This is a genomic window from Candidatus Termitispirillum reticulitermitis (assembly GCF_054655775.1).
In genome coordinates this window covers 1-18,805 of sequence record NZ_BAAIHG010000009.1, presented here as the reverse complement: position 1 = coordinate 18,805, position 18,805 = coordinate 1, and the positions used below count along the sequence as shown (strand labels likewise).

General features: G+C 44.9%; 18 protein-coding genes. 8 read left to right on the top strand and 10 right to left on the bottom strand.

Going from position 1 to position 18,805, the window contains the following annotated elements:
• Nucleotides 1–8 precede the first annotated feature (8 nt).
• From flgG to AC1MDJ_RS02115, 3 genes are read right to left on the bottom strand one after another with little or no spacing between them, the layout of a single operon-like run.
• Nucleotides 9–797 (bottom strand): flagellar basal-body rod protein FlgG, encoded by a 789-nt coding sequence (gene flgG / locus AC1MDJ_RS02125; protein ID WP_479689308.1) that lies wholly within the window; start codon nt 795–797, stop codon nt 9–11.
• A gap of 6 nt (nt 798–803) precedes the next feature.
• Nucleotides 804–1,562, bottom strand: coding sequence for a flagellar hook-basal body protein (locus AC1MDJ_RS02120; RefSeq protein ID WP_479689307.1), 759 nt, complete (start codon nt 1,560–1,562; stop codon nt 804–806).
• 10 nt (nt 1,563–1,572) lie between these two features.
• Nucleotides 1,573–2,259, bottom strand: a complete 687-nt coding sequence (locus AC1MDJ_RS02115; protein WP_479689306.1) for a hypothetical protein — start codon at nt 2,257–2,259, stop codon at nt 1,573–1,575.
• 39 nt (nt 2,260–2,298) lie between these two features.
• On the opposite strand from AC1MDJ_RS02115, the gene rlmN reads away from it, so the two are divergent.
• The 8 genes from rlmN to AC1MDJ_RS02075 are packed head-to-tail and all read left to right on the top strand — an operon-like array spanning nt 2,299 to nt 10,467.
• Nucleotides 2,299–3,345, top strand: a complete 1,047-nt coding sequence (gene rlmN, locus AC1MDJ_RS02110; RefSeq protein ID WP_479689305.1) for a dual-specificity RNA methyltransferase RlmN — start codon at nt 2,299–2,301, stop codon at nt 3,343–3,345.
• A complete protein-coding gene (locus AC1MDJ_RS02105) occupies nt 3,329–4,216 on the top strand; it encodes an aminomethyltransferase beta-barrel domain-containing protein (RefSeq protein WP_479689304.1) in 888 nt (295 codons plus the stop codon). Before rlmN ends, AC1MDJ_RS02105 begins: the two co-directional genes overlap by 17 nt.
• Before the next feature lie 47 nt (nt 4,217–4,263).
• Nucleotides 4,264–5,982 carry a DNA primase gene (dnaG, locus tag AC1MDJ_RS02100; RefSeq protein WP_479689303.1) on the top strand — a complete coding sequence of 573 codons (1,719 nt, stop codon included), beginning with the start codon at nt 4,264–4,266 and terminating at the stop codon, nt 5,980–5,982.
• Nucleotides 5,972–7,876, top strand: a complete 1,905-nt coding sequence (rpoD, locus tag AC1MDJ_RS02095; RefSeq protein ID WP_479689302.1) for an RNA polymerase sigma factor RpoD — start codon at nt 5,972–5,974, stop codon at nt 7,874–7,876. The genes dnaG and rpoD overlap by 11 nt, the downstream gene beginning before the upstream one ends.
• Nucleotides 7,877–7,894: 18 nt before the next feature.
• Nucleotides 7,895–8,683, top strand: a complete 789-nt coding sequence (locus tag AC1MDJ_RS02090; RefSeq protein WP_479689301.1) for an S-methyl-5'-thioinosine phosphorylase — start codon at nt 7,895–7,897, stop codon at nt 8,681–8,683.
• On the top strand, nt 8,640–9,551 hold the full coding sequence (murB, locus tag AC1MDJ_RS02085; RefSeq protein WP_479689300.1) for a UDP-N-acetylmuramate dehydrogenase: 912 nt from the start codon (nt 8,640–8,642) through the stop codon (nt 9,549–9,551). The genes AC1MDJ_RS02090 and murB overlap by 44 nt, the downstream gene beginning before the upstream one ends.
• Nucleotides 9,552–9,576: 25 nt before the next feature.
• The gene (locus AC1MDJ_RS02080; protein ID WP_479689299.1) at nt 9,577–10,020 is read left to right on the top strand and encodes a universal stress protein; all 444 of its coding nucleotides are present in this window, start codon (nt 9,577–9,579) and stop codon (nt 10,018–10,020) included.
• A 24-nt stretch (nt 10,021–10,044) separates the two neighbouring features.
• Complete coding sequence (locus AC1MDJ_RS02075) at nt 10,045–10,467, top strand: RrF2 family transcriptional regulator (RefSeq protein ID WP_479689298.1); 423 nt, start codon at nt 10,045–10,047, stop codon at nt 10,465–10,467.
• Nucleotides 10,468–10,479: 12 nt separating this feature from the next.
• On the opposite strand, the gene AC1MDJ_RS02070 is transcribed toward AC1MDJ_RS02075, so the two are convergent.
• The 7 genes from AC1MDJ_RS02070 to AC1MDJ_RS02040 all read right to left on the bottom strand — a co-directional run.
• Nucleotides 10,480–11,436: a PhoH family protein gene (locus AC1MDJ_RS02070; RefSeq protein ID WP_479689297.1), complete on the bottom strand. Its 957-nt coding sequence runs from the start codon at nt 11,434–11,436 to the stop codon at nt 10,480–10,482.
• Nucleotides 11,405–14,023 (bottom strand): CBS domain-containing protein, encoded by a 2,619-nt coding sequence (locus tag AC1MDJ_RS02065; RefSeq protein WP_479689296.1) that lies wholly within the window; start codon nt 14,021–14,023, stop codon nt 11,405–11,407. The genes AC1MDJ_RS02070 and AC1MDJ_RS02065 overlap by 32 nt, the downstream gene beginning before the upstream one ends.
• On the bottom strand, nt 14,023–14,775 hold the full coding sequence (locus AC1MDJ_RS02060; protein ID WP_479689295.1) for a hypothetical protein: 753 nt from the start codon (nt 14,773–14,775) through the stop codon (nt 14,023–14,025). Before AC1MDJ_RS02060 ends, AC1MDJ_RS02065 begins: the two co-directional genes overlap by 1 nt.
• Nucleotides 14,765–16,015 (bottom strand): diaminopimelate decarboxylase, encoded by a 1,251-nt coding sequence (locus AC1MDJ_RS02055; protein ID WP_479689294.1) that lies wholly within the window; start codon nt 16,013–16,015, stop codon nt 14,765–14,767. Before AC1MDJ_RS02055 ends, AC1MDJ_RS02060 begins: the two co-directional genes overlap by 11 nt.
• Nucleotides 16,016–16,042: 27 nt before the next feature.
• Nucleotides 16,043–16,531, bottom strand: coding sequence for a hypothetical protein (locus tag AC1MDJ_RS02050; RefSeq protein ID WP_479689293.1), 489 nt, complete (start codon nt 16,529–16,531; stop codon nt 16,043–16,045).
• A 64-nt stretch (nt 16,532–16,595) separates the two neighbouring features.
• On the bottom strand, nt 16,596–17,228 hold the full coding sequence (locus AC1MDJ_RS02045; protein WP_479689292.1) for a flavodoxin family protein: 633 nt from the start codon (nt 17,226–17,228) through the stop codon (nt 16,596–16,598).
• Nucleotides 17,229–17,368: 140 nt separating this feature from the next.
• On the bottom strand, nt 17,369–18,805 hold a 1,437-nt coding region (locus AC1MDJ_RS02040), incomplete at its 5' end, for an LTA synthase family protein (RefSeq protein ID WP_479689291.1).

Below are 18,805 nucleotides of genomic sequence, written 5' to 3'. Positions count from 1 at the left end.
CTACTTTATTAACGTTTCAAGCTATTTGCCGTCTGTAACATCTCATCGCTCGTTTGTATAGCCTTAGACCCCATCTCATAAGCGCGTTGAGCTGTTATCATACCAACCATATCATCAACAACGCTAACATTGCTCATCTCTAAGAAACTCTGCCTCAGCTTACCAAAGCCCTCTTCAGATGCGATACCCACCTGAGGTGCACCACTAGCCGCTGTTTCTAAAAACAGATTTTCACCTACGGCTTTCAAGCCACCAGGGTTGATAAAACGTGCGATTTCTACCTGTCCTAACTCAGTTTCGTTGGGGTCGCCCGGCATACGGACACTGAATACCCCGTCAATGCTAACGCCTAAACCTTCCGCTCCCTCCGGCACAGCAATATTAGGAAACAGCAGATAACCCTGTGGTGTAGTAATATTGCCATCCGCATCTATACGGAACGCCCCCTGTCTAGTGTATCCAATATTGCCGTCAGGCAGAGTTATTTGGAAGAAACCATCCCCCTCAATCATCACGTCCATAGGGTTCTCAGTGTATTGAGGGTTACCCTGTGTGAACAACTTTTCAATGGCAATAGTATGGACACCCGTCCCTTCCTGCACGCCCGTAGGGTGCACGATACCAGTTGAAGTGAGCGAACCCGCCGCTTTCAGCTCTTGGTACATCAGGTCTTCAAAGATAATTCGTCCGCGCTTAAATCCTGCAGTATTGACATTTGCAAGATTGTTTGCAATATTGTCAATATTCAACTGCTGAGCATGCATTCCCGTTGCAGCTGTGTAAAGTGCTCTAACCATAAATTATTACCTGCCTACTATACTATTAGTTCTTTCGTTCATATCGTCATAAGTGCTCACAGCCCTTTGATACATATCAAACGAACGTTGAGCCTCTATCATAGCCACCATTTCACGTATAGGTTCAACATTGCTAGCCTCAACATAGCCCTGCGAAATTGTTAGGTTGACGGGTATCTGAGGCAGTATTCCCACCGCCTCATACAGGTTGTAGCCGACTTTTTGCAACTTTTCTGGCTGGGCAAATTGCGATACTAGCACTGTGCCTATGTCAAACCCGTCAACATTAATTGCACCGTTAGCCTGTATTGACACTTGAAGCGCATCTTGCGGAATTACTATCGGCGCCATCGTTTCAGCATCTAGCAACGGATAGCCGTCTTGCGATACAATCTCCCCATTCCCATTGAGCGTGAACTCCCCATTGCGCGTGTATCGCAACCCCCAAGGCGTCTCCAAAGTAAAGAAATTTTTTGTGTTTTGCAGAGCTAAGTCATATTTATTATCGGTGTTGACAAAATGCCCCTGCTGAAAGTCGCTCACAATGTTATCAAGTTTTACAGCAGAGTTAATCGCTTGGTTGTAAGTGGTTGACTTCACCCACGCTTGCGGGGCACGTTTGCCGACTGTCTTGTAGTCGCTAAATAGCGCAATATCACGCTTAAAACCCGACGTGTTCACATTAGCCAAATTGTTGGCTATAACGTCCAGCCGTTGCTGTTGCATTAAAAGTCCGCTAGTTGCTACATATAATCCGTTTTGCACCATTGCCCCCCTACATAAACGCTTTTGGTATCGCACCTTCAAACAACTGCGCCATTCCGTGCAGAGTCAAATACCGCACAGGACGGGCAGACTTAGCCGGTCTGTAATAAAAGTTATTGTCTGAAACGCTTGATACATCAGACTTTGCATAAAACACAAGGCTTTCATCTGGTTCGTATATAGATATGGCAACCGATGAGGTGTTTTTGCCATAAGTCAGACTGCCTGACTCTTCAACATTAACTACAACTATATAGTCGGCATCCGCTTGGTCGCGGACCAGCTTGCCATAACCCCTTAGCTTCAAATATCCACCGAACAAGCGCGGATAGCTCTCATCGTAAGTTATTTCATTATTAGCGTTCGCGTATTTTGCAGGCAATACAAAGAACTTCGCCCCGCTATCAAGCATCCGCAATGGCTGAACCTCTAACAAATCAACGCTAGGCACAGTTTTATCGTATAGCAGAGACGAGAAGTTGGTCGTAAGCTCAGCGGCAAGCAACACCTGTAGAATACCCGTAGCATAGACGGGGGCAATAACGTTTTTACCGAGACTATCCACAGCGTTAGGCACGGCATTAACAACACCACTTTTGGCATTTACAAGCCCGCTCTTGGAGTTGTTGACCAGCTGACCGGTCGCGCAACCAGTGAGCACACACATTGCAAATAATACGCCTAATAAACTCTTCATACCTTGTCAACAGGCAAGTTTTGTGCCATAATTTCCGAAATGCTGACGTTGAACTCATGTAATAAAAACGAGCTTGAAATGCTTGTTGTTTCGCTCGGAGAGAGCAAGTATAGGGCGGGACAGCTGTTTCGCTGGCTATATCACGAGAGAGCCACAAACATCAACTCTATGAGCAATATTAGCAAAACTTTTCGTGAACTTTTAGCTGATAATGCCCGTATCTTGCAATTAAAAGAACTTGCGAGCGTATCATCTAAAATTGACGGCACTACAAAGGTTCTATTTGAACTAGAGGACGGCGAACGCATAGAGGCTGTGGTTTTACCCGCTCGGGGAAGTCTGACTGCCTGTATATCATCGCAAGTGGGCTGCAAGATGGGCTGTAGATTCTGTGCAACTGCACGTATAGGCTATAAACGCAACTTGCACACTGCCGAAATATTAGAACAGCTACGGCAGTTAGAGGTGCTGGCGAGAGCGAAGTTTAATGGCAACCTCACAAATATAGTTTTTATGGGTATGGGGGAGCCACTGGATAACTACAACAACGTGCTGAAAGCTATCAACATTATGTTAGATGACAATGGCTACGGCTATTCCCACAGGCGCATAACGTTATCTAGTGCGGGACTTGCCCCTAAAATAAAGCTAATGCTTGATGATGGGTGTAATGTGAACCTTGCTGTGTCAATAAATGCGCCCGATGACGATACGCGCAGAGCTATAATGCCCATAAACAACAAATATAATCTGGCTGAACTAATGGAAACACTGAAAGGACTTGATTTGCAGAGACGCAAACGTATAACTATTGAATACGTTATGCTCGGCGGGTTAAATGACACCGCTGAACACGCCCGTTCTTTAATGACACTATTGCGGGGGCTACCCGTTAAGATAAATCTGATACGCTATAACGGCGGCGGAGACGCTAATCTGAAACCTCCTAAAGAAGAGGACGTGCTGGCATTTCAGAGTATCCTTACCAGCCACAAATATACGACTTTCATCAGGAAGAGTTTAGGTGCTGATATATTTGGTGCCTGCGGACAGCTTGCGGCGGGGTATTATGCGAATACTCGTTGACATGGACTTCAGCCCCGCCAGCCTTGAACTTGTTCGCTCACTGGAGGCGGAATACGGTGCAAATAACATCACATGCGTGAGCCTGAAGCTAGTTAATGGTGAACTAGAGACAAAAGAAGCAGAGATTAAAAATTATAGTAAATTTTTCAGCGAAGATGTGTTATCGGCAGCTATTGCGGCATATAGGCGGGGGGAGCTACTATCTCCTTGCTTTGTCTGCGCTCAGCGGGGCATCGTGCAATATCTATTTGATGAGGCTCAACGCGCGGGTTGTGAAAAAATCGCCACTACCTGCAACCTGCCCCTGATGGGGGAATTCCACAGAGAACTATTCTTAGTGCGGACTAGCACAACTGATGCTAACCTATCTAGTTCGCACTGCTCGTGCCCTTTCAAATCAGGCGACTACCGCACCTATTTAGCGAACATTGCGGGCTATGGTAAGGCGGGCAATTTTATATACAATAATGCTGTGGTTGGCAAGCACACAGGGGTGCTTAAATATATAGTCGGACAACATAATCTAGCTGATGAATTAGAGACTCATTTTACTCAAATGCTCTATATAAAGGCATTAGATGTAAATAGTGGCGATATAATGCTGGCTGATAAAGCAGAGATGTTTTTTCGTATATTGTGGTTGAAAGATTGTGTATTTTATGCGGGCGCACCTGTGCTCGGTGAGGTAGATGTTGTTTTAAGAAGCAAGTTGCCCGCTAAGCCTCTACCATGTATAATGGAACGTCGGCTTGACGGCACTGCAAGAGTGCTGCTAGACAAGGCACAATTTGCGCTACAGGCGGGACAACTGGTAAAGTTCTTTGTAAATGATACCCTTATCGGTGGCGGGGTTGTGGAACGAAGTGGGTAAATAAGTTATGGCAATTGCTCCATACGTGTGGTAGATTATATACCGAAATGGCGCGTATCAAATCATCTGTCATAGACGAAGTTCGCGGACTTAATATTTTAGATATTATCAAGCCGCACGTAAAGCTCACAGAGGCGGGCGGGCGGTATAAGGCTTGCTGTCCGTTCCACGCAGAGCGCACCCCGTCATTTTTTGTGAACCCAGAGCACCATTCCTATAAATGTTTTGGTTGTGGCGAGGCGGGTAGCGGAATTACATTCATAATGAAGTATCTAAACCTCAGCTTTACAGATGCCGTAGCTTATCTATGCGAGCACTATGGCATAGAGCTATTATATGATGAGCGCGATAGACCTAGCCGCCCAGTGCAAGATATAAAAACATTGCACTCTGCTGTGCTAGATTATTCAGTGAAACAGCTATTCGGCGAGCGTGGGAAGTTTGCATTAGACTATATATACGAACGCGGCTTTGACAAGAGCACAATAGACAAATTCCTGCTGGGTTTTATCCCCCCTAACGTTGATATGACACCTTTTAAGAACAACTTTTCTGAGGAGGTGCTACGCGAATCGGGCATATTTATAAAGGGAGCTAACGGCTGGTATTGCCACTTTGCAGGCAGGATTCTATTCCCCATACACAGCGCAACGGGGGCATGCATTGCCTTTTCGGGGCGCAGTATGAATCCGAACGATAAAGCCAAGTATAAGAATTCCCCCGAAACGCCTATATTCTCTAAACGGCGGGAGCTGTTCAACCTGCATAACGCTAAAGATGTTATGAAAAAAAGTGAACGTTGTTTTATTGTAGAGGGTTATTTTGATGCTATCCGTATGGTTAGCGCGGGCTACGGCGAAACGGTAGCTATAATGGGGACGGCGTTCACAGCCCAGCAGGTCGTTCAGCTGAAACGGTATGTGCAGGAGTATAATATTATATTAGACGGCGATGAGGCAGGACAAAAGGCTATGCGCGATAGCCTAAAGGTGGCGTTAGAGACTGATATTTACCCGAATGTAATATTTCTGCCAGAGGGGGACGACCCCGATACATTTATTAAAAATAATGGGAGAACACAATTTGACAGCTTAATTGCCGAAAAACAAGACCTATTGTCCTATACCATAAGGTGTGAATATAGCTTGGCAACTGATGATAACAAAAGATTCAACAGACTGGAGCGTATCAAGGAGGCAGTAAGTGCGGTGCGAAATCCATATAGGCGTGAGCGTTATATAGACGAGACATCACAGGTATTCAATGTATCAAAAGCTCTATTTAGTGAGGATATCTCCCCTGTGCGGCAGAAACTGCGCACGGCGGGGCAACACAACGCACTAAGACAACTGGCAGAAGAGCAGTATTTAGCAAGTGTGTTGAGGTTGATGGACGAGCAACTATACACTGTGCTAGATGGTGTGTCAGAGGCTTATTTTGACGATGAACGACTGAGGAATATTTTCAAGAAAGTGCTTGACTTATATCAGCAAGATGATAATATTAGTGGGATAGTGGGGGATAGCGTTTTCGGGGATGATGTTGCGTCCCTGCTTGCGTATGAACTGCCAGCCTCCCCTCACGAGTGTGCAGAACGCGGGAAGAATAACTTGCAACTAAAGTATTATGAAAAGTTACGACTTGCCGATATTAAAGCCATAGCAGTAGCGCAAAGCGAGGACGAAAAGAACCGACTCTCTAGCGAGGCTCAGGAATTGCTAAAAAAAGTAATGGACTTACGCAAGAGGTATATAAATGGTGAATAAGAAGAAAAGCCCTAGTTCCCGTTCCACTGCAAATCATAAAGAGCAAACGACTGCAAAGTCTCGTGCAACAGTTGTAAAGCCTAGTAGCAAAGACGTAGCAGATGTAGCCAAGTTGCTCGCCAGTGGGCGTGAGCAGGGTTACCTTACCATAGATGAGATTAACGATGCATTGCCGGCATCTATCGTAACAACACCTGAGCTAATGGATAATATTTATATCCAGATGGCACAGATGGGCATAGACGTGTTAGGCGATAAGAATAAAGATATTGTCGTTACGCCGGTGGTTGATGTTGATGTTGACAGCGACGATGTTATCGTCATGCCTGACGATACGATTGTTGTTGAGGCAATTGAGGCTGAAGCCATATCTATCGCAGACGACCCTGTGCGTATGTATCTCAAAGAGATGGGCGATATTCCGCTACTTACCCGTGATAAAGAAAAAAGTGTGGCTAAAGAGATAGAAGACGGGCAACGCAAGGTGATACGTAATATATTAGCGTTTCCTTGTACCGTTGATAAGTTGACTAATTTTAGAAATGCCGTTGACAACGACAGAATGCGCCTAAAGGATGTAATAGATATTGACGAGCGTGAGGACGATGGCGATGAAGAGCTAGAGATTGACGATAGTCTGATGGAACAGATGAAACAGGATAAAGAAACACTGATAAGAGAGCAGTTTTTCACCAAGATAGACCTTCTACTAGATACACTGCGTGATGACCTTGAACTTATTAAGGAGCTTAAAGGCGAAGCTAACGAAACTAAGCTGAAAACTGCCCGTAAAAAGGTGAACGAACACAGGGAACACGTGACTGATGGGCTTTTAGAGCTAAATTTTAGTTACAATAAAATTTGCACCATTGTGAAACATATAAAGGACAATTACGCTAACATTAACAATAGCAAGAACGAGATTTTGCGCACTATGCATGAGCTGCATATCACGCCAAAGGAACGCCGTTCGGAACTTAAGTATTGTGTCGCATCTGAAATGCGCGAGATTTTAACGGCGCGTGGTATGGCAGATGTTGATATAGCGCGCTATGTCAAGCTTTGTGATAATATGACTGATAAGATGGATACTGCCTATAAGCGTCTTGGCGTTGACCAAGAAGAGCTGGAATCGCTATATGAGAGCCTTAGCGATGGCGAGCGCGCTACCGATAAAGCTAAAGAGAAATTGGTTAATGCTAACCTTCGTTTGGTTGTTAGTATCGCTAAGAAATACACGAACAGGGGGCTTGCTTTCCTAGATTTAATACAGGAAGGCAACGGTGGCTTGGTGAAGGCTGTTGAAAAGTTTCAGCACTGGCGGGGGTTCAAGTTTTCAACTTATGCTACGTGGTGGATACGTCAGGCAATCGTCAGGGCAATAGCCGACCATGGACGCACCATTCGCGTGCCTGTTCACATGATAGAAACACAGAACAAGATGGCGAAAGCTACCAAGAAATTACAGCAGGAGCTAGGGCATGAGCCGAGCATAGATGAATTAGCCAAAGAGATGGGGATGCCCCTTGACAAGATGAAAAAGGTTGTGAAGATAGCTAAAGAACCTGTGTCGCTTGAAACGCCCGTAGGCGAGGACGAGGACTCTACGTTGGGAGATTTTGTGGAAGACCGCACTGCGCGTAACCCGCTGGACGAGGTTATATACCGCAAACTACAAGAGCATACCAACTTAGTGCTTGACACGTTAAACCCTAGGGAGGCTGCTGTTCTGCGTATGCGTTTTGGTATAGAATGTGATGCAGACCACACGTTAGAGGAAGTCGGGCGTGAGTTTGAGGTTACGCGTGAGCGTATCAGGCAGATAGAGGCAAAGGCGTTGCGCAAGTTGCGCCATGCGGCACGGCGCAAGACGTTGGAATCTTTCACGAAATAAAATTATTTGGAGAGGTCTGTGCTTGGCATTATAGGCGGTAGTGGCTTATACAGCTTGTCTTCGCTGGAACTTGCTGGAGAGATTAAGCTTGAAACACCTTATGGTGCCCCCTCCGGCACGTATAAGCACTACAAATACAACGGCGAATCTATCTATATGCTTGCTAGGCATGGCTCTGACCACAGCATAGCACCGCACAGGGTCAACTATCGTGCTAATATTGATGGTTTTGCCCAGTTAGGTGTAGGACATATACTGGCATTCACTGCAGTAGGCGGTATTGCCGACTGGCTGAAACCGGGCGATATAGTCGTGCCTGATAACGGAATTGATATGACTAATTCGCGTGCTAGCACCTATTTTGACGAGGGAGAGGTGCGGCATATAGACTTTACTACTCCGTTCTGTGAGAGCCTGCGGGAAAAACTAATTGCCATAATGAATAACTCTTTCACGCTCTATAAGAATAAAGGGGTCTATGTTTGCACTAATGGTCCCCGTTTAGAGACTGCTGCCGAGATACGAGCGTATAAACAACTTGGGGCTGATATTGTTGGTATGACGCTATTTCCAGAATGTGTGCTGGCGCGTGAAAAGGGTATCTGCTACGTGAACGTGAGCACTGTAACTAACTATGCGGCGGGGGTGCGTCCTGCGTTGCTAAAATTTGATGATATAAAGGGTGTTATGGGTGAGAACTCAGAAACTATAGCTAAAATTTCAGTGGGGCTTGCAGGAGCACGGCTTGACAAAACGTGTCGTTGTGACGAAAATCTTGAGGGGGCAAAAGCTAATGGAAATACTTGAAAATGTGTATCTATCAGGCTTTTGCACCTATAGGACAGGCGGCAGAGCAAGGTATTTGGCAAAACCTAAAAATGCAGGTGAGCTTAAAAGTGCACTTGAATTTGCGCGTTCAAAGTCTATCCCCTATGAGATAATCGGAGCTGGCTCTAACCTGCTGTTCTCGGATGCTGGGGTTGATGCTCTTGTCATCTGTATGGTTGATTTTGAGCACTTCATAAAACAAGATGGACTAGTGTTCACTGTCGGGGCTGGGGTTATGCTAAATGAGCTGGTTTCACGTGCCTGCGAAGGGGGGCATTCCGGACTTGAAAGGCTTGTGGGCATACCGGGCAGTGTCGGCGGTGCGGTGATGATGAATGCGGGAGCATTTGGTGCTGAGATAAAAGATGTAGTTAGACGCATAAACGTAATGGAACTGGCAGATGGTAGCTTTGAGATACATCTTATAGATGCAAGCGAAGCGAAATTTGCCTACCGAACTGCGGATGGACTAGCGGGCAAGGTGGTGCTGGGAGCAGAGCTTGTTCTAAATCAAGGGGATAAAAGTGCTATTAACGAGGTTAGGCAAAAGTTGCTAAAAGACAGAACAACGAAACAGCCACTGGGATTGCCTAGCTGCGGTTCAGTATTTAGGAATCCAAATAGCAAATATGGAGTTTCTGCTGCTGAGCTTATAGAGCGCACAAAATTAAAGGGTGCGTGTCTTGGCGGTGCACAGGTGTCGTTAAAGCATGCAAATTTTATAGTAAATACAGGCGGAGCAAAATCCAGCGATATTTACAGCCTGATAGAGCAGGTAAAAGACTTGGTTTATGTTGAGTCTGGTATTTTATTAGCTGAAGAAGTGCGCTATGTAGGTAATTTTTAATAACAATAATAGTAAGGAGTTGTTTATGCAGGTTAAAAAGATAATATGTCCGACTGATTTTTCAGATGCATCCCGCAAGGCGATGGACTATGCTATCTATATGCAGAATATGTTCAATGCTGAACTGGTGATTGTCCATGTGGTATTTGACGAGTCATCTCTTATCACTATGTATGTGCCGCAGGCTACTATGCATGGCTTTCTAGCCGAGATGCAGGTAGGGGCGCAGGGGTTGTTAGATGAATTTTTAACAAACTGTGAGCAGTTAAAGGGCGTTAAATACACCACCAAGCTATTAAAGGGCAGCCCGCATGAAGAGCTGCTGAAATATGCTGATGAAATAAGTGCTGATATGATAGTGATAGGCACTAATGGACGCACGGGGATAGAACATGCTCTATTTGGTTCCACAGCAGAGAAGGTTGTCAGCAGAGCTAAATGTCCTGTCCTGACCGTCCGCCCCGATTAGTGCGAGCAAAACCGCGCCACTGATATGAAGATTACAAAAGCCTGCGACTACGCTGTGCGCGTGTTGGTAATAATGGCTGAAAACCCAGCTGACATTGCATTTATGCGCTCAGATATGGCTAAAATCAGTGGCGTGCCCGATAGCTTTTTGGGTAAAATTATGCAAACCCTTGCTAAAGCGGGCATTTTATCATCTGTGCGTGGCAAAAACGGCGGTTTTAAGTTAGGCAGAAAATCTGATAAAATATCTATATACGATGTTATTACATCTATAGAGGGTGATATTACACTATCAGATTGCCTGTCTGACGACACATTATGCCAAAACAGAGACTTTTGCAAGATTCACGATGTATGGAATGATTTGCAGGATAGCTTTATCAAACGACTGAAGCGCACAAAAATCAGCTCGCTGCTTAAAGACACTCAAACTAGACAAAAAAAATAGCATATAGCAGTTCTAGCCCTCATACGCTTTTATAATTCGTGCTACAAGAGGGTGACGGATGACGTCTTTATCGCTCAGCTGCACTATGCTGATGCCTTCAACGGATTTTAATCTCACTATGGCATCTACCAGTCCTGATGTTATCCCATCAGTCAGGTCTGTCTGAGTAGGGTCGCCTGTGATAATAGCCTTAGAATTAAACCCCAATCTTGTCAAAAACATCTTCATCTGAGACGACGTAGTGTTCTGCGCCTCGTCTAATATTACAAAGGCGTTTGAGAGTGTGCGCCCGCGCATAAAAGCAAGCGGTGCTACCTCTATCACGCCACGCTCAAGCAATTTATCGGTTAGCTCCCGTTCAAGGCATGCATTCAACGCATCGTATAGCGGGCGCAGATATGGGTTGATTTTGTCGGCTAAATCCCCCGGTAAAAAACCCAGCTTTTCTCCCGCCTCTACTGCGGGACGTGTCAGGACTATCTTCTGCACTTTCTTTTGCAGATAATAGCTCACAGCCATAGCTACGGCAATGAAAGTCTTGCCTGTGCCCGCAGGACCTGAAGCAAAAATCATATCATTGTCTTTAATAGCCTCAAAATAGAGTTTCTGTGCCTTTGATTTTGGGCTTACATATTTCAAACTGCCCGAAACTTTTATCCGTGCACTTGATACCTCTTTAATTTCATCAACTTCGCCGTTCAACACCATTCGCAGTGTGCTCTGAATATCATCTTGGCTTATATTTCTTTCAAAGGACAGCTCTAATATGCAGCTTAGCACTGCGATAGTTTGATTGACCGCCTCCTCGCCACCTGTAATAGTAAGCTCCCCTCCGAGATATGAAATAGATGAGCCTGTTTGGGCTGTAATAAGTTTAATGTATTTATCGTGTTGACCGAATATTTGGACTATGCCAGATTCCGGTATATTCATCTTTTTAGTTATTTTGCCTGATTCTGTTTCTAACATAGGCTACCTCCTCATCTCTACTATTTATCTGTCCATCAATTCTAGCATTTAATAGCTCCTGCAATAGCGTGCCCATAATCTTATCGGCTGGCACCCCTAGTGCTTTCAGAGCATTCCCTGTCAGCTCAGGTTTTATACTGATGCATGTTTTCATAAAGCTGATTAGTTTATCGCCCTGTTCATCACCTAGGTAGACACACACCATCAATAGCTCATCATGGGTAAATTGCTTTGCGATATTGTATCGTTCAGACGGCTTTAACACCCTGTTAGGTTTCAGCTTACGGGCAACATATTTGCCCCTGCTGTGTAGCTGTGATAGCTTGGTAACAAGCACTCTCTCCGCATGCATAGCAACTGAAATAGCTCTAAACTCCTCAGCTGTAAAATTTGACAGGAGTAGCGCATAACGGAGCTGCCATATATCATCACCGCCATAGCGTTTATATAGCGTATCAAGGTAAGCAAATTGTGCTAGTTTGGCATCATTTACAGCTAATCCTTGAACAAAGGGTGTTAAAATATTATATTTAATGAGCATCTTAATGCCCGTCATATAGTTATCTTCCATTAAAATTCGTTTCAGCTCACTGAATAGTTTCCCGCTTTTGGTTTTGGCGATAATCTTTTCATCGGATGATGCTGCAAGTTTTAAGAACATCTCCGTGCTAGCCCCCAGCTCAAAATTATATCTTGATACAAAACGAATTGCTCTCAACATTCTAGTAGGGTCGTCTATAAAACTCAACGAATGAAGTATTCGCACCTTTCTGTCAAGCAAATCGCGCTGTCCTCCGAACATATCAACTAATTGTCCGAAATAATTCCCATCTATCCGCACCGCCATTGCGTTTATGGTAAAGTCACGCCTCTTAAGGTCTTGCTGCAGGCTTGTCAGTTCCACTATTGGCACACTCGCAGGTGCGGGATAAAATTCTGTGCGAGCAGAAGCAAAATCTATTTTGTCGCCGTTTCCAAGCGTCACAGTGGCAGTCTTATATTGCAGATAGGTTGTGAGCTTGCCGTTCTTTATACGCACGTATTCTGCTGCAAATATGCGAGCATCCCCCTCCACTACAATATCCATATCAAGGTTCTTATAACCCAGCAGTATGTCGCGCACTACCCCGCCTACTAGATAAACATTGTAGTTCATACTGCTAGCCAACTCCCCTATCTCCATGAGGTAGCCTACATATCTATCAGGCAGTTCTCTAATGATAATATCCTTTATACTACGCGTTTTAGCCAGCCCCATACGCGCTTTAGCTCCCATTTCAAAGCTAGAACGCTCAAGTTCTTCATCACGCATCAGCCTCAATAGGTCGCTACGCGTTACCACGCCAACTAAAATGCCACCGTCTATCACGGGCAATGAACGCTGGCTGCCGTTTATTAGGGCGTTTTCAGCTGCCTTGAACGGCGTATTGGAGGAGAGCGTTTCTATATCAGTCATCATAATAAATGATATTTTTTTATCGTTCAGCTTGTGTTTCAGTGCCTGCGACAGGTCGCGTCTATCAACAATGCCAACTACATTGCTACCCTCTAGCACAGGGGCACAGTTTAGGTTGTGCCATTTCATATACTCCATAGCATCAAAAATGCTCATATCAGCTTTCAACGCAAGAGCTGGTGAACTCATTATCTCTGAAACGATGAATATCGGCTTAATCTCCTCACGGATGGCGATTTTTAGCTTCTCCAACGCCTCATATTCCAACATCCCTTTGATGTTAGCCGATGCCGCCGCCGCATGCCCGCCACCACCGAATTTAGCAGCTATAACGCCCGCATTCACACGGGAATTAGTGCTACGTGCGATGAGAGATATGCGCTTGCCGTGCCCTATCAGCAAAAACAACGTGTCTAGGTTCTCCATCCGCATCATTTGCTGTGCCAGTATTGAAATGTCATCTATGAACACATCAGTATTGATTAGAGAATATGATATATTTACGCCATCAATGTTAACAGCTTCCATATTCATAAGTAGCTCATTTAATACAATCAGTTGCTCCCGCGTAAGCTCTTGCTTGATACAGTCTGATGTGGCAAATACATCCCCACCACATTCTATGAGGCTGGCAACGGCGAGCGCATCGTTTTTAGTAGTGTTGGGGAACGTCATCAAACCAGTGTCTTCATATATACCCAATAAATAAAGTGTCGCTTCCTGTGGTGTTATGGTTACGTTTTCTGCCAGCAGTCTGGCAACTAGCTGTGCGGTATTTGAGCCATCTGTGCTGATAGATTCCTCACTAGCTTTAATATTTTTTATACTGGGCAGATGATGGTCAAACAATATGATTCGTTTGCTCTTTGAGGTAAGTTCCGCTAGTGCGCCTAATCTAGCGGAATTGTTGCAGTCGGTTATGACTAGCAGGTCTAAAGAATCTAACTCTTCAATCTCGCTTTCATTTACCCTTTTCACGTTTAACACACTCATAATTTTTGCAGGGATAGTTGCCCCCAGCTCTGTGCATACCCAAACTGAATCGCAGTTATATAGCCTGCTTGCTGCCCACGCACTTGCGATGGCATCAAAATCAGCGTTTACGTGCGTAATGACTAGTTTCTTTGCCACTATAAGTCAACCTCTAACACTAGCAGACGTTTTTCGCCACCATTTATGATGAACGAATTATGAAATGATTCCCAGCCTTTAGCACTGTTTAAGTCGCGCCTATTGGCAACCTTGCTCTGGTGCGTTGTCTGGTATAGCCACGCCTCGTTCATAGGCGATACATAAACAAGTCCTACGTGGTAGTGTATTAAATTATAACCCGCCCTGCGACTCTCGCTGTTAAAACTTAATAGGTATAAATGTCCGCGCTTAAAGCGCGACACCAGCTCCTTGCGCGTCCGCACGTTAGCTAAATCGTAGCCACGATAAGTAGCGGCGGTGGCATTATCTGGGTCGCCTGTTTGATTATTCGGCAACAGGAATCTGCGCTTATGCCCGTCTGATATATTCATAATGAAGTCCCAGCCGAAATCCCAGTCTTCCCCATTAGGGGCATCTTGTCCGCTATCATTCAGCCTGTCGCGCTTGGCATCAGATATGCTGATGTTTTTATTTAGTATAAGACGGCTAGCTGCAAGAACCAACCCGCTACAGTTAAGACCGGGCGTATTAAACCGACTAGACGTATCAGCAAAGAGCGTCCAGTTGCCGTGTTCATCTAGTGCGCCATCGGTGCGATAGGGGATAGTTAAAAATGATTTTAGCTCGTTGTTTATATTAGTAGCAGCATTGTCTTCGCCAGTGCCACCAGCATCAGTTGTGCCCATAAGCACAGCTAATAGTGTGAATACCAGCAACAACTTATATAGCATTAAACTTGATAGTTGCAAACAGGTCGTCCTGTGTTTCAGCCCGCCTTATTTGGACAGCACTGCCGTCTGGACGTAGCAAGAGTTCTGCTGAGCGCGTTTTGCCGTTATAGTTGTAGCCCATAGCATGCCCATGCGCACCTGTGTCATATATTGCGAGTAAATCACCCAATTCTATCTTCGGCAGTTTTCTGTCAATTGCAAATTTGTCGCTATTCTCACACAAGCCACCTACTACATCATACGTATTATTGGCGGGTGCGTTCTCTTTGCCGAGCACTACTATATGGTGATATGCGCCATACATCGCTGGACGCATAAGGTTCGCAGCACAAGCATCTGCGCCAATGTATTCCTTATAGATATGCTTTTCATGTATAGCTGTTGTGATGAGCCAGCCGTAAGGTCCCGTAATACAGCGCCCGCACTCAAAAAATAGTTTAGGCGCATAGCCATTAGCGGTCAATGCGCTATCGTAACATCCCTTTATATGTTCGCTCAGATAGTTGTAGTCAACACGTTCCTGTTCCAGTTTGTAAGGGATGCCTACCCCTCCGCCAAGGTTGATAAAATCAAGGGTAATACCCGTCTCTTTACACACACGTGCAGATAGTTTGAATAAAATATCTGCTGTTTCTACAAAATAGTCAGGGTTCAACTCGTTGCTAGCCACCATAGTGTGAATGCCGAAACGTTTCACACCTTTTGATTTCACGAGCTTAAATGCTTCAAGTATTTGAGCCTCTGTCAATCCATACTTAGCCTCTTCAGGTTTGCCTATTATACTATTGCCACCCTTCAATGGTCCTGGGTTGTAGCGGAACGATACCAGCTCTGGCAGTCCGATATTTTTCTCTACAAAGTCTATATGCGTGATGTCGTCAAGGTTCAGCACAGCACCAAGTGTTTTAGCTTTCACGTACTCACCGAGTGGCGTCTGGTTGCTGGTGAACATCACGTCCTCAGCTTTAATGTTCACACGTTCACAGAGCATTAACTCTGCGAGGGAACTACAGTCCATCCCCATCCCCTCTTCGTGAAGTATCTTCATAATATTAGGATTTGGCAGGGCTTTCACAGCAAAGTAGTTCTTAAACCCCTTTGCCCAGCTGAAAGCTTTGTATAGTGCTCGTGCATTGGCGCGAATCCCAGCTTCATCATATATGTAGAATGGAGTGGGGTGTTGGCTGACCAATCGCTGAATAGATTCTTTTGTAAAGGGCAGTTTTAGATTCTTGGGCATTACAAGTCTCCTATGAATTTGTGCGTTCTATATATTGTTTAACATTAAGATTATAGTGTCAATCTTATTTTGCATTTTATCAAGGTCTGCTGATACCTTATCCAGCATGTCAGGCTTTTCAATACCAATGTGCACAAAAACCGCCTCCACACTCTTATAGGTGTGCAGTAATTTCGCAAACATCTTAAAATTGTTGTTGTATAGGTCTAACAACGATACAACTTCACCGGCAAGCGGATTACCGAGTGCCTTTATATCGTCAAGCAGATATTGCAAGTAGGCAAATGATATTCCAGCTTTCCCCGCATTGGTAACGAAACGTAGCGATAGATTCACATCTAATGTTTTGCGTTTTCTAGCGGTCAGCACAGCGTTAAATGCCGCTATAAAGGAGCACACCTTTTCAAGCTCCCGTAGCATACCGCTACGAAGTGTTATCTGGAAAGCTTTATAGCTGAAAGTCTTATTATAAGACTCAAGCGTCTCAAGTGCCTTGCGATACCTGATAGCAACCACAATAAGCACCGCTACCGTTGCTAAACATAAGAGAACTATCAGAAGCGTAAGCAAGCTCATAAATTTATCTTATAAAATGTGTCCACACGCGTTTTTCCGTTTCAGGTTTGGGAATAGCCTTGCTTGCGTCTAGCGTCTTTAAGAGCCATGCCATATCCCGTGCGTTTGCGCGCATAGTTTGAATTCCTTCTGCATCTTGCAGTGCTTCGCCTTGCTCTCTGCCATAGACAACACGCCAATATTGAGACGGCGGCGTAATCGTACCTGCCAAGCCTAGATAGTTGTCCAGCTGATGCTGCACATCCAGCCCTCCTGTGCGACGCACAACTGATACCATTGTGGCAACCTTATACCTAAAATATCGCGAGCTTGAATAAAACATCCTATCTAAAAACGCTTTCATCGTGCCTGCTATACCCGCATAATAGGTAGGCGAACCTAGTATAAAACCATCTGCCGCACGCACTTTAAGAGCAACTTCATTAACAATATCTTTCTGAACGCATAAATTGTCGGAGGTATTGGCGCATGCTCCACAAGCAAGGCAACCAGCGATGCTCTTATTACCGATATGAACAGTTTCAGTGGCAATCCCAGCCACCTCTAGCTCATCAGTCATCACACGCAATGCCCTAGCAGTGTTGCCGTTACTACGAGGACTGCCGTTTATGGCTACAACTTTTAAGGCATTAGACATAAAACTACCCCCATTCTATAAAGTTCTGAGGCATTATAACATAAAAAGGCGAGAAAAGAAATTTTAATCTTTTGACACTGCTAATAGAGCACAGAACCGCACCGCATTATAGAACAGTGGAAATACTGCTGTGTTTATTGCTAGTAGTCCCACCTGTCATTTTCTAGCAATTCAGCAACCATCTGTATATATGCAAGTAGTTCGTAGGCGACCTTCAACTCTTCAGTGGCGTCTGCACTATTATAGACGGCTAGAGACGGGATAAGTGGCTTATAGAGTAGTTTTGAACCCACGTATGGAGAGTTAAAGATTATATTTTCGCTCATTTCAACAAAGTAATCGCCGTATAGTAGCCCTGAGCTGGACTTATTGCCTGTAAAGGCGTAATGCTGAGCATTTTCATCAAAGACGCTTTTGCCAATAACAGCTATATCGCCCTTTAAGCCAGCTAACTCTATTATGGTCGGCAGTATATCTAGCTGACTGACCATATAATCATAGCGTGCAGGTTTCACAAAGGCTGGCGCATAGACTAAAAGCGGTATGTGATAGTTTTCGGGGTAATCTAACACTCTGCTGTCGTCCATTACCATAGCGTGGTCTGCTGTGATGATAAATATAGTGTTTTTGAACCACTCCTCTTGTTTAGCCGCTTTAATAAACTCTCCTAAGCTATAGTCGGAATAGCGTAGTACGTCGCCAAACTGCGGTTTGTCATTGTAAGTGTTAAATGGCGCGGGCAATGGCGGATATGGCATATGCGTAGTGCCAGAGAATAACGTTGCTAAAAATGGCTCGCTTGTATTATCAAGCTGTCCTTTTAAGAACATTAACCCGTCATAATCCCAACCTGTATCAGATGCCTTTGGAACGGGATATTTTAGCAACAGCGGTATATCCTCCATACCAAAATACCTCTTGAAACCGAAAAACTTTGTGATGGAGTCTAGCCGATAAGAGCGGCGTTTAGAGGTCTGCACAAATATAGTGTCAAACCCATTGCGACTAGCGATAGTGCCAAGCCCGTTGTGAAATTTCGGCTCATGGTATTCGCCTATTGAAAATGCGTTGCCCACAGGTGGAATTCCGCCTATTATGCTCTGAATACCATCAACGCTACGCTGCTCAACAGCATAGCAGTTGGTGAAGAATGCACCCTCTTTTGCTAACTTATCAAACTCTGGAGTGAACGAACCTCCGATAGCCCTTTCCCTGCCAACGTATGCACTTCCCCAGCTCTCCATAATGAGCACCACTACGTTGTGCTTGCTGGTGCTGCCAGCGAAACTGCGCACAAGCGGATACTTAGCCTCTGTGTCTAATCCTAAAATAGTAGCAGCATCGGCATAACTCATATATTTGGGCATTTTATCAGTATCGTTTTTGTAGTGATAATAGGCTGTGAACGCACCATTCATAATCAACTTGCCGCGCTCATCCCCATAAGCGAAAGCGTCTATAGGCGCAAGCGGTTTGTTGGTGAATGAGCCACGAACGCAAATAATGGTTGCAATGGTAATAATTACAAGTCTAGTTACACATAAATAAACGTTGAGGGGGGGGGGGGGGGGGGGGGG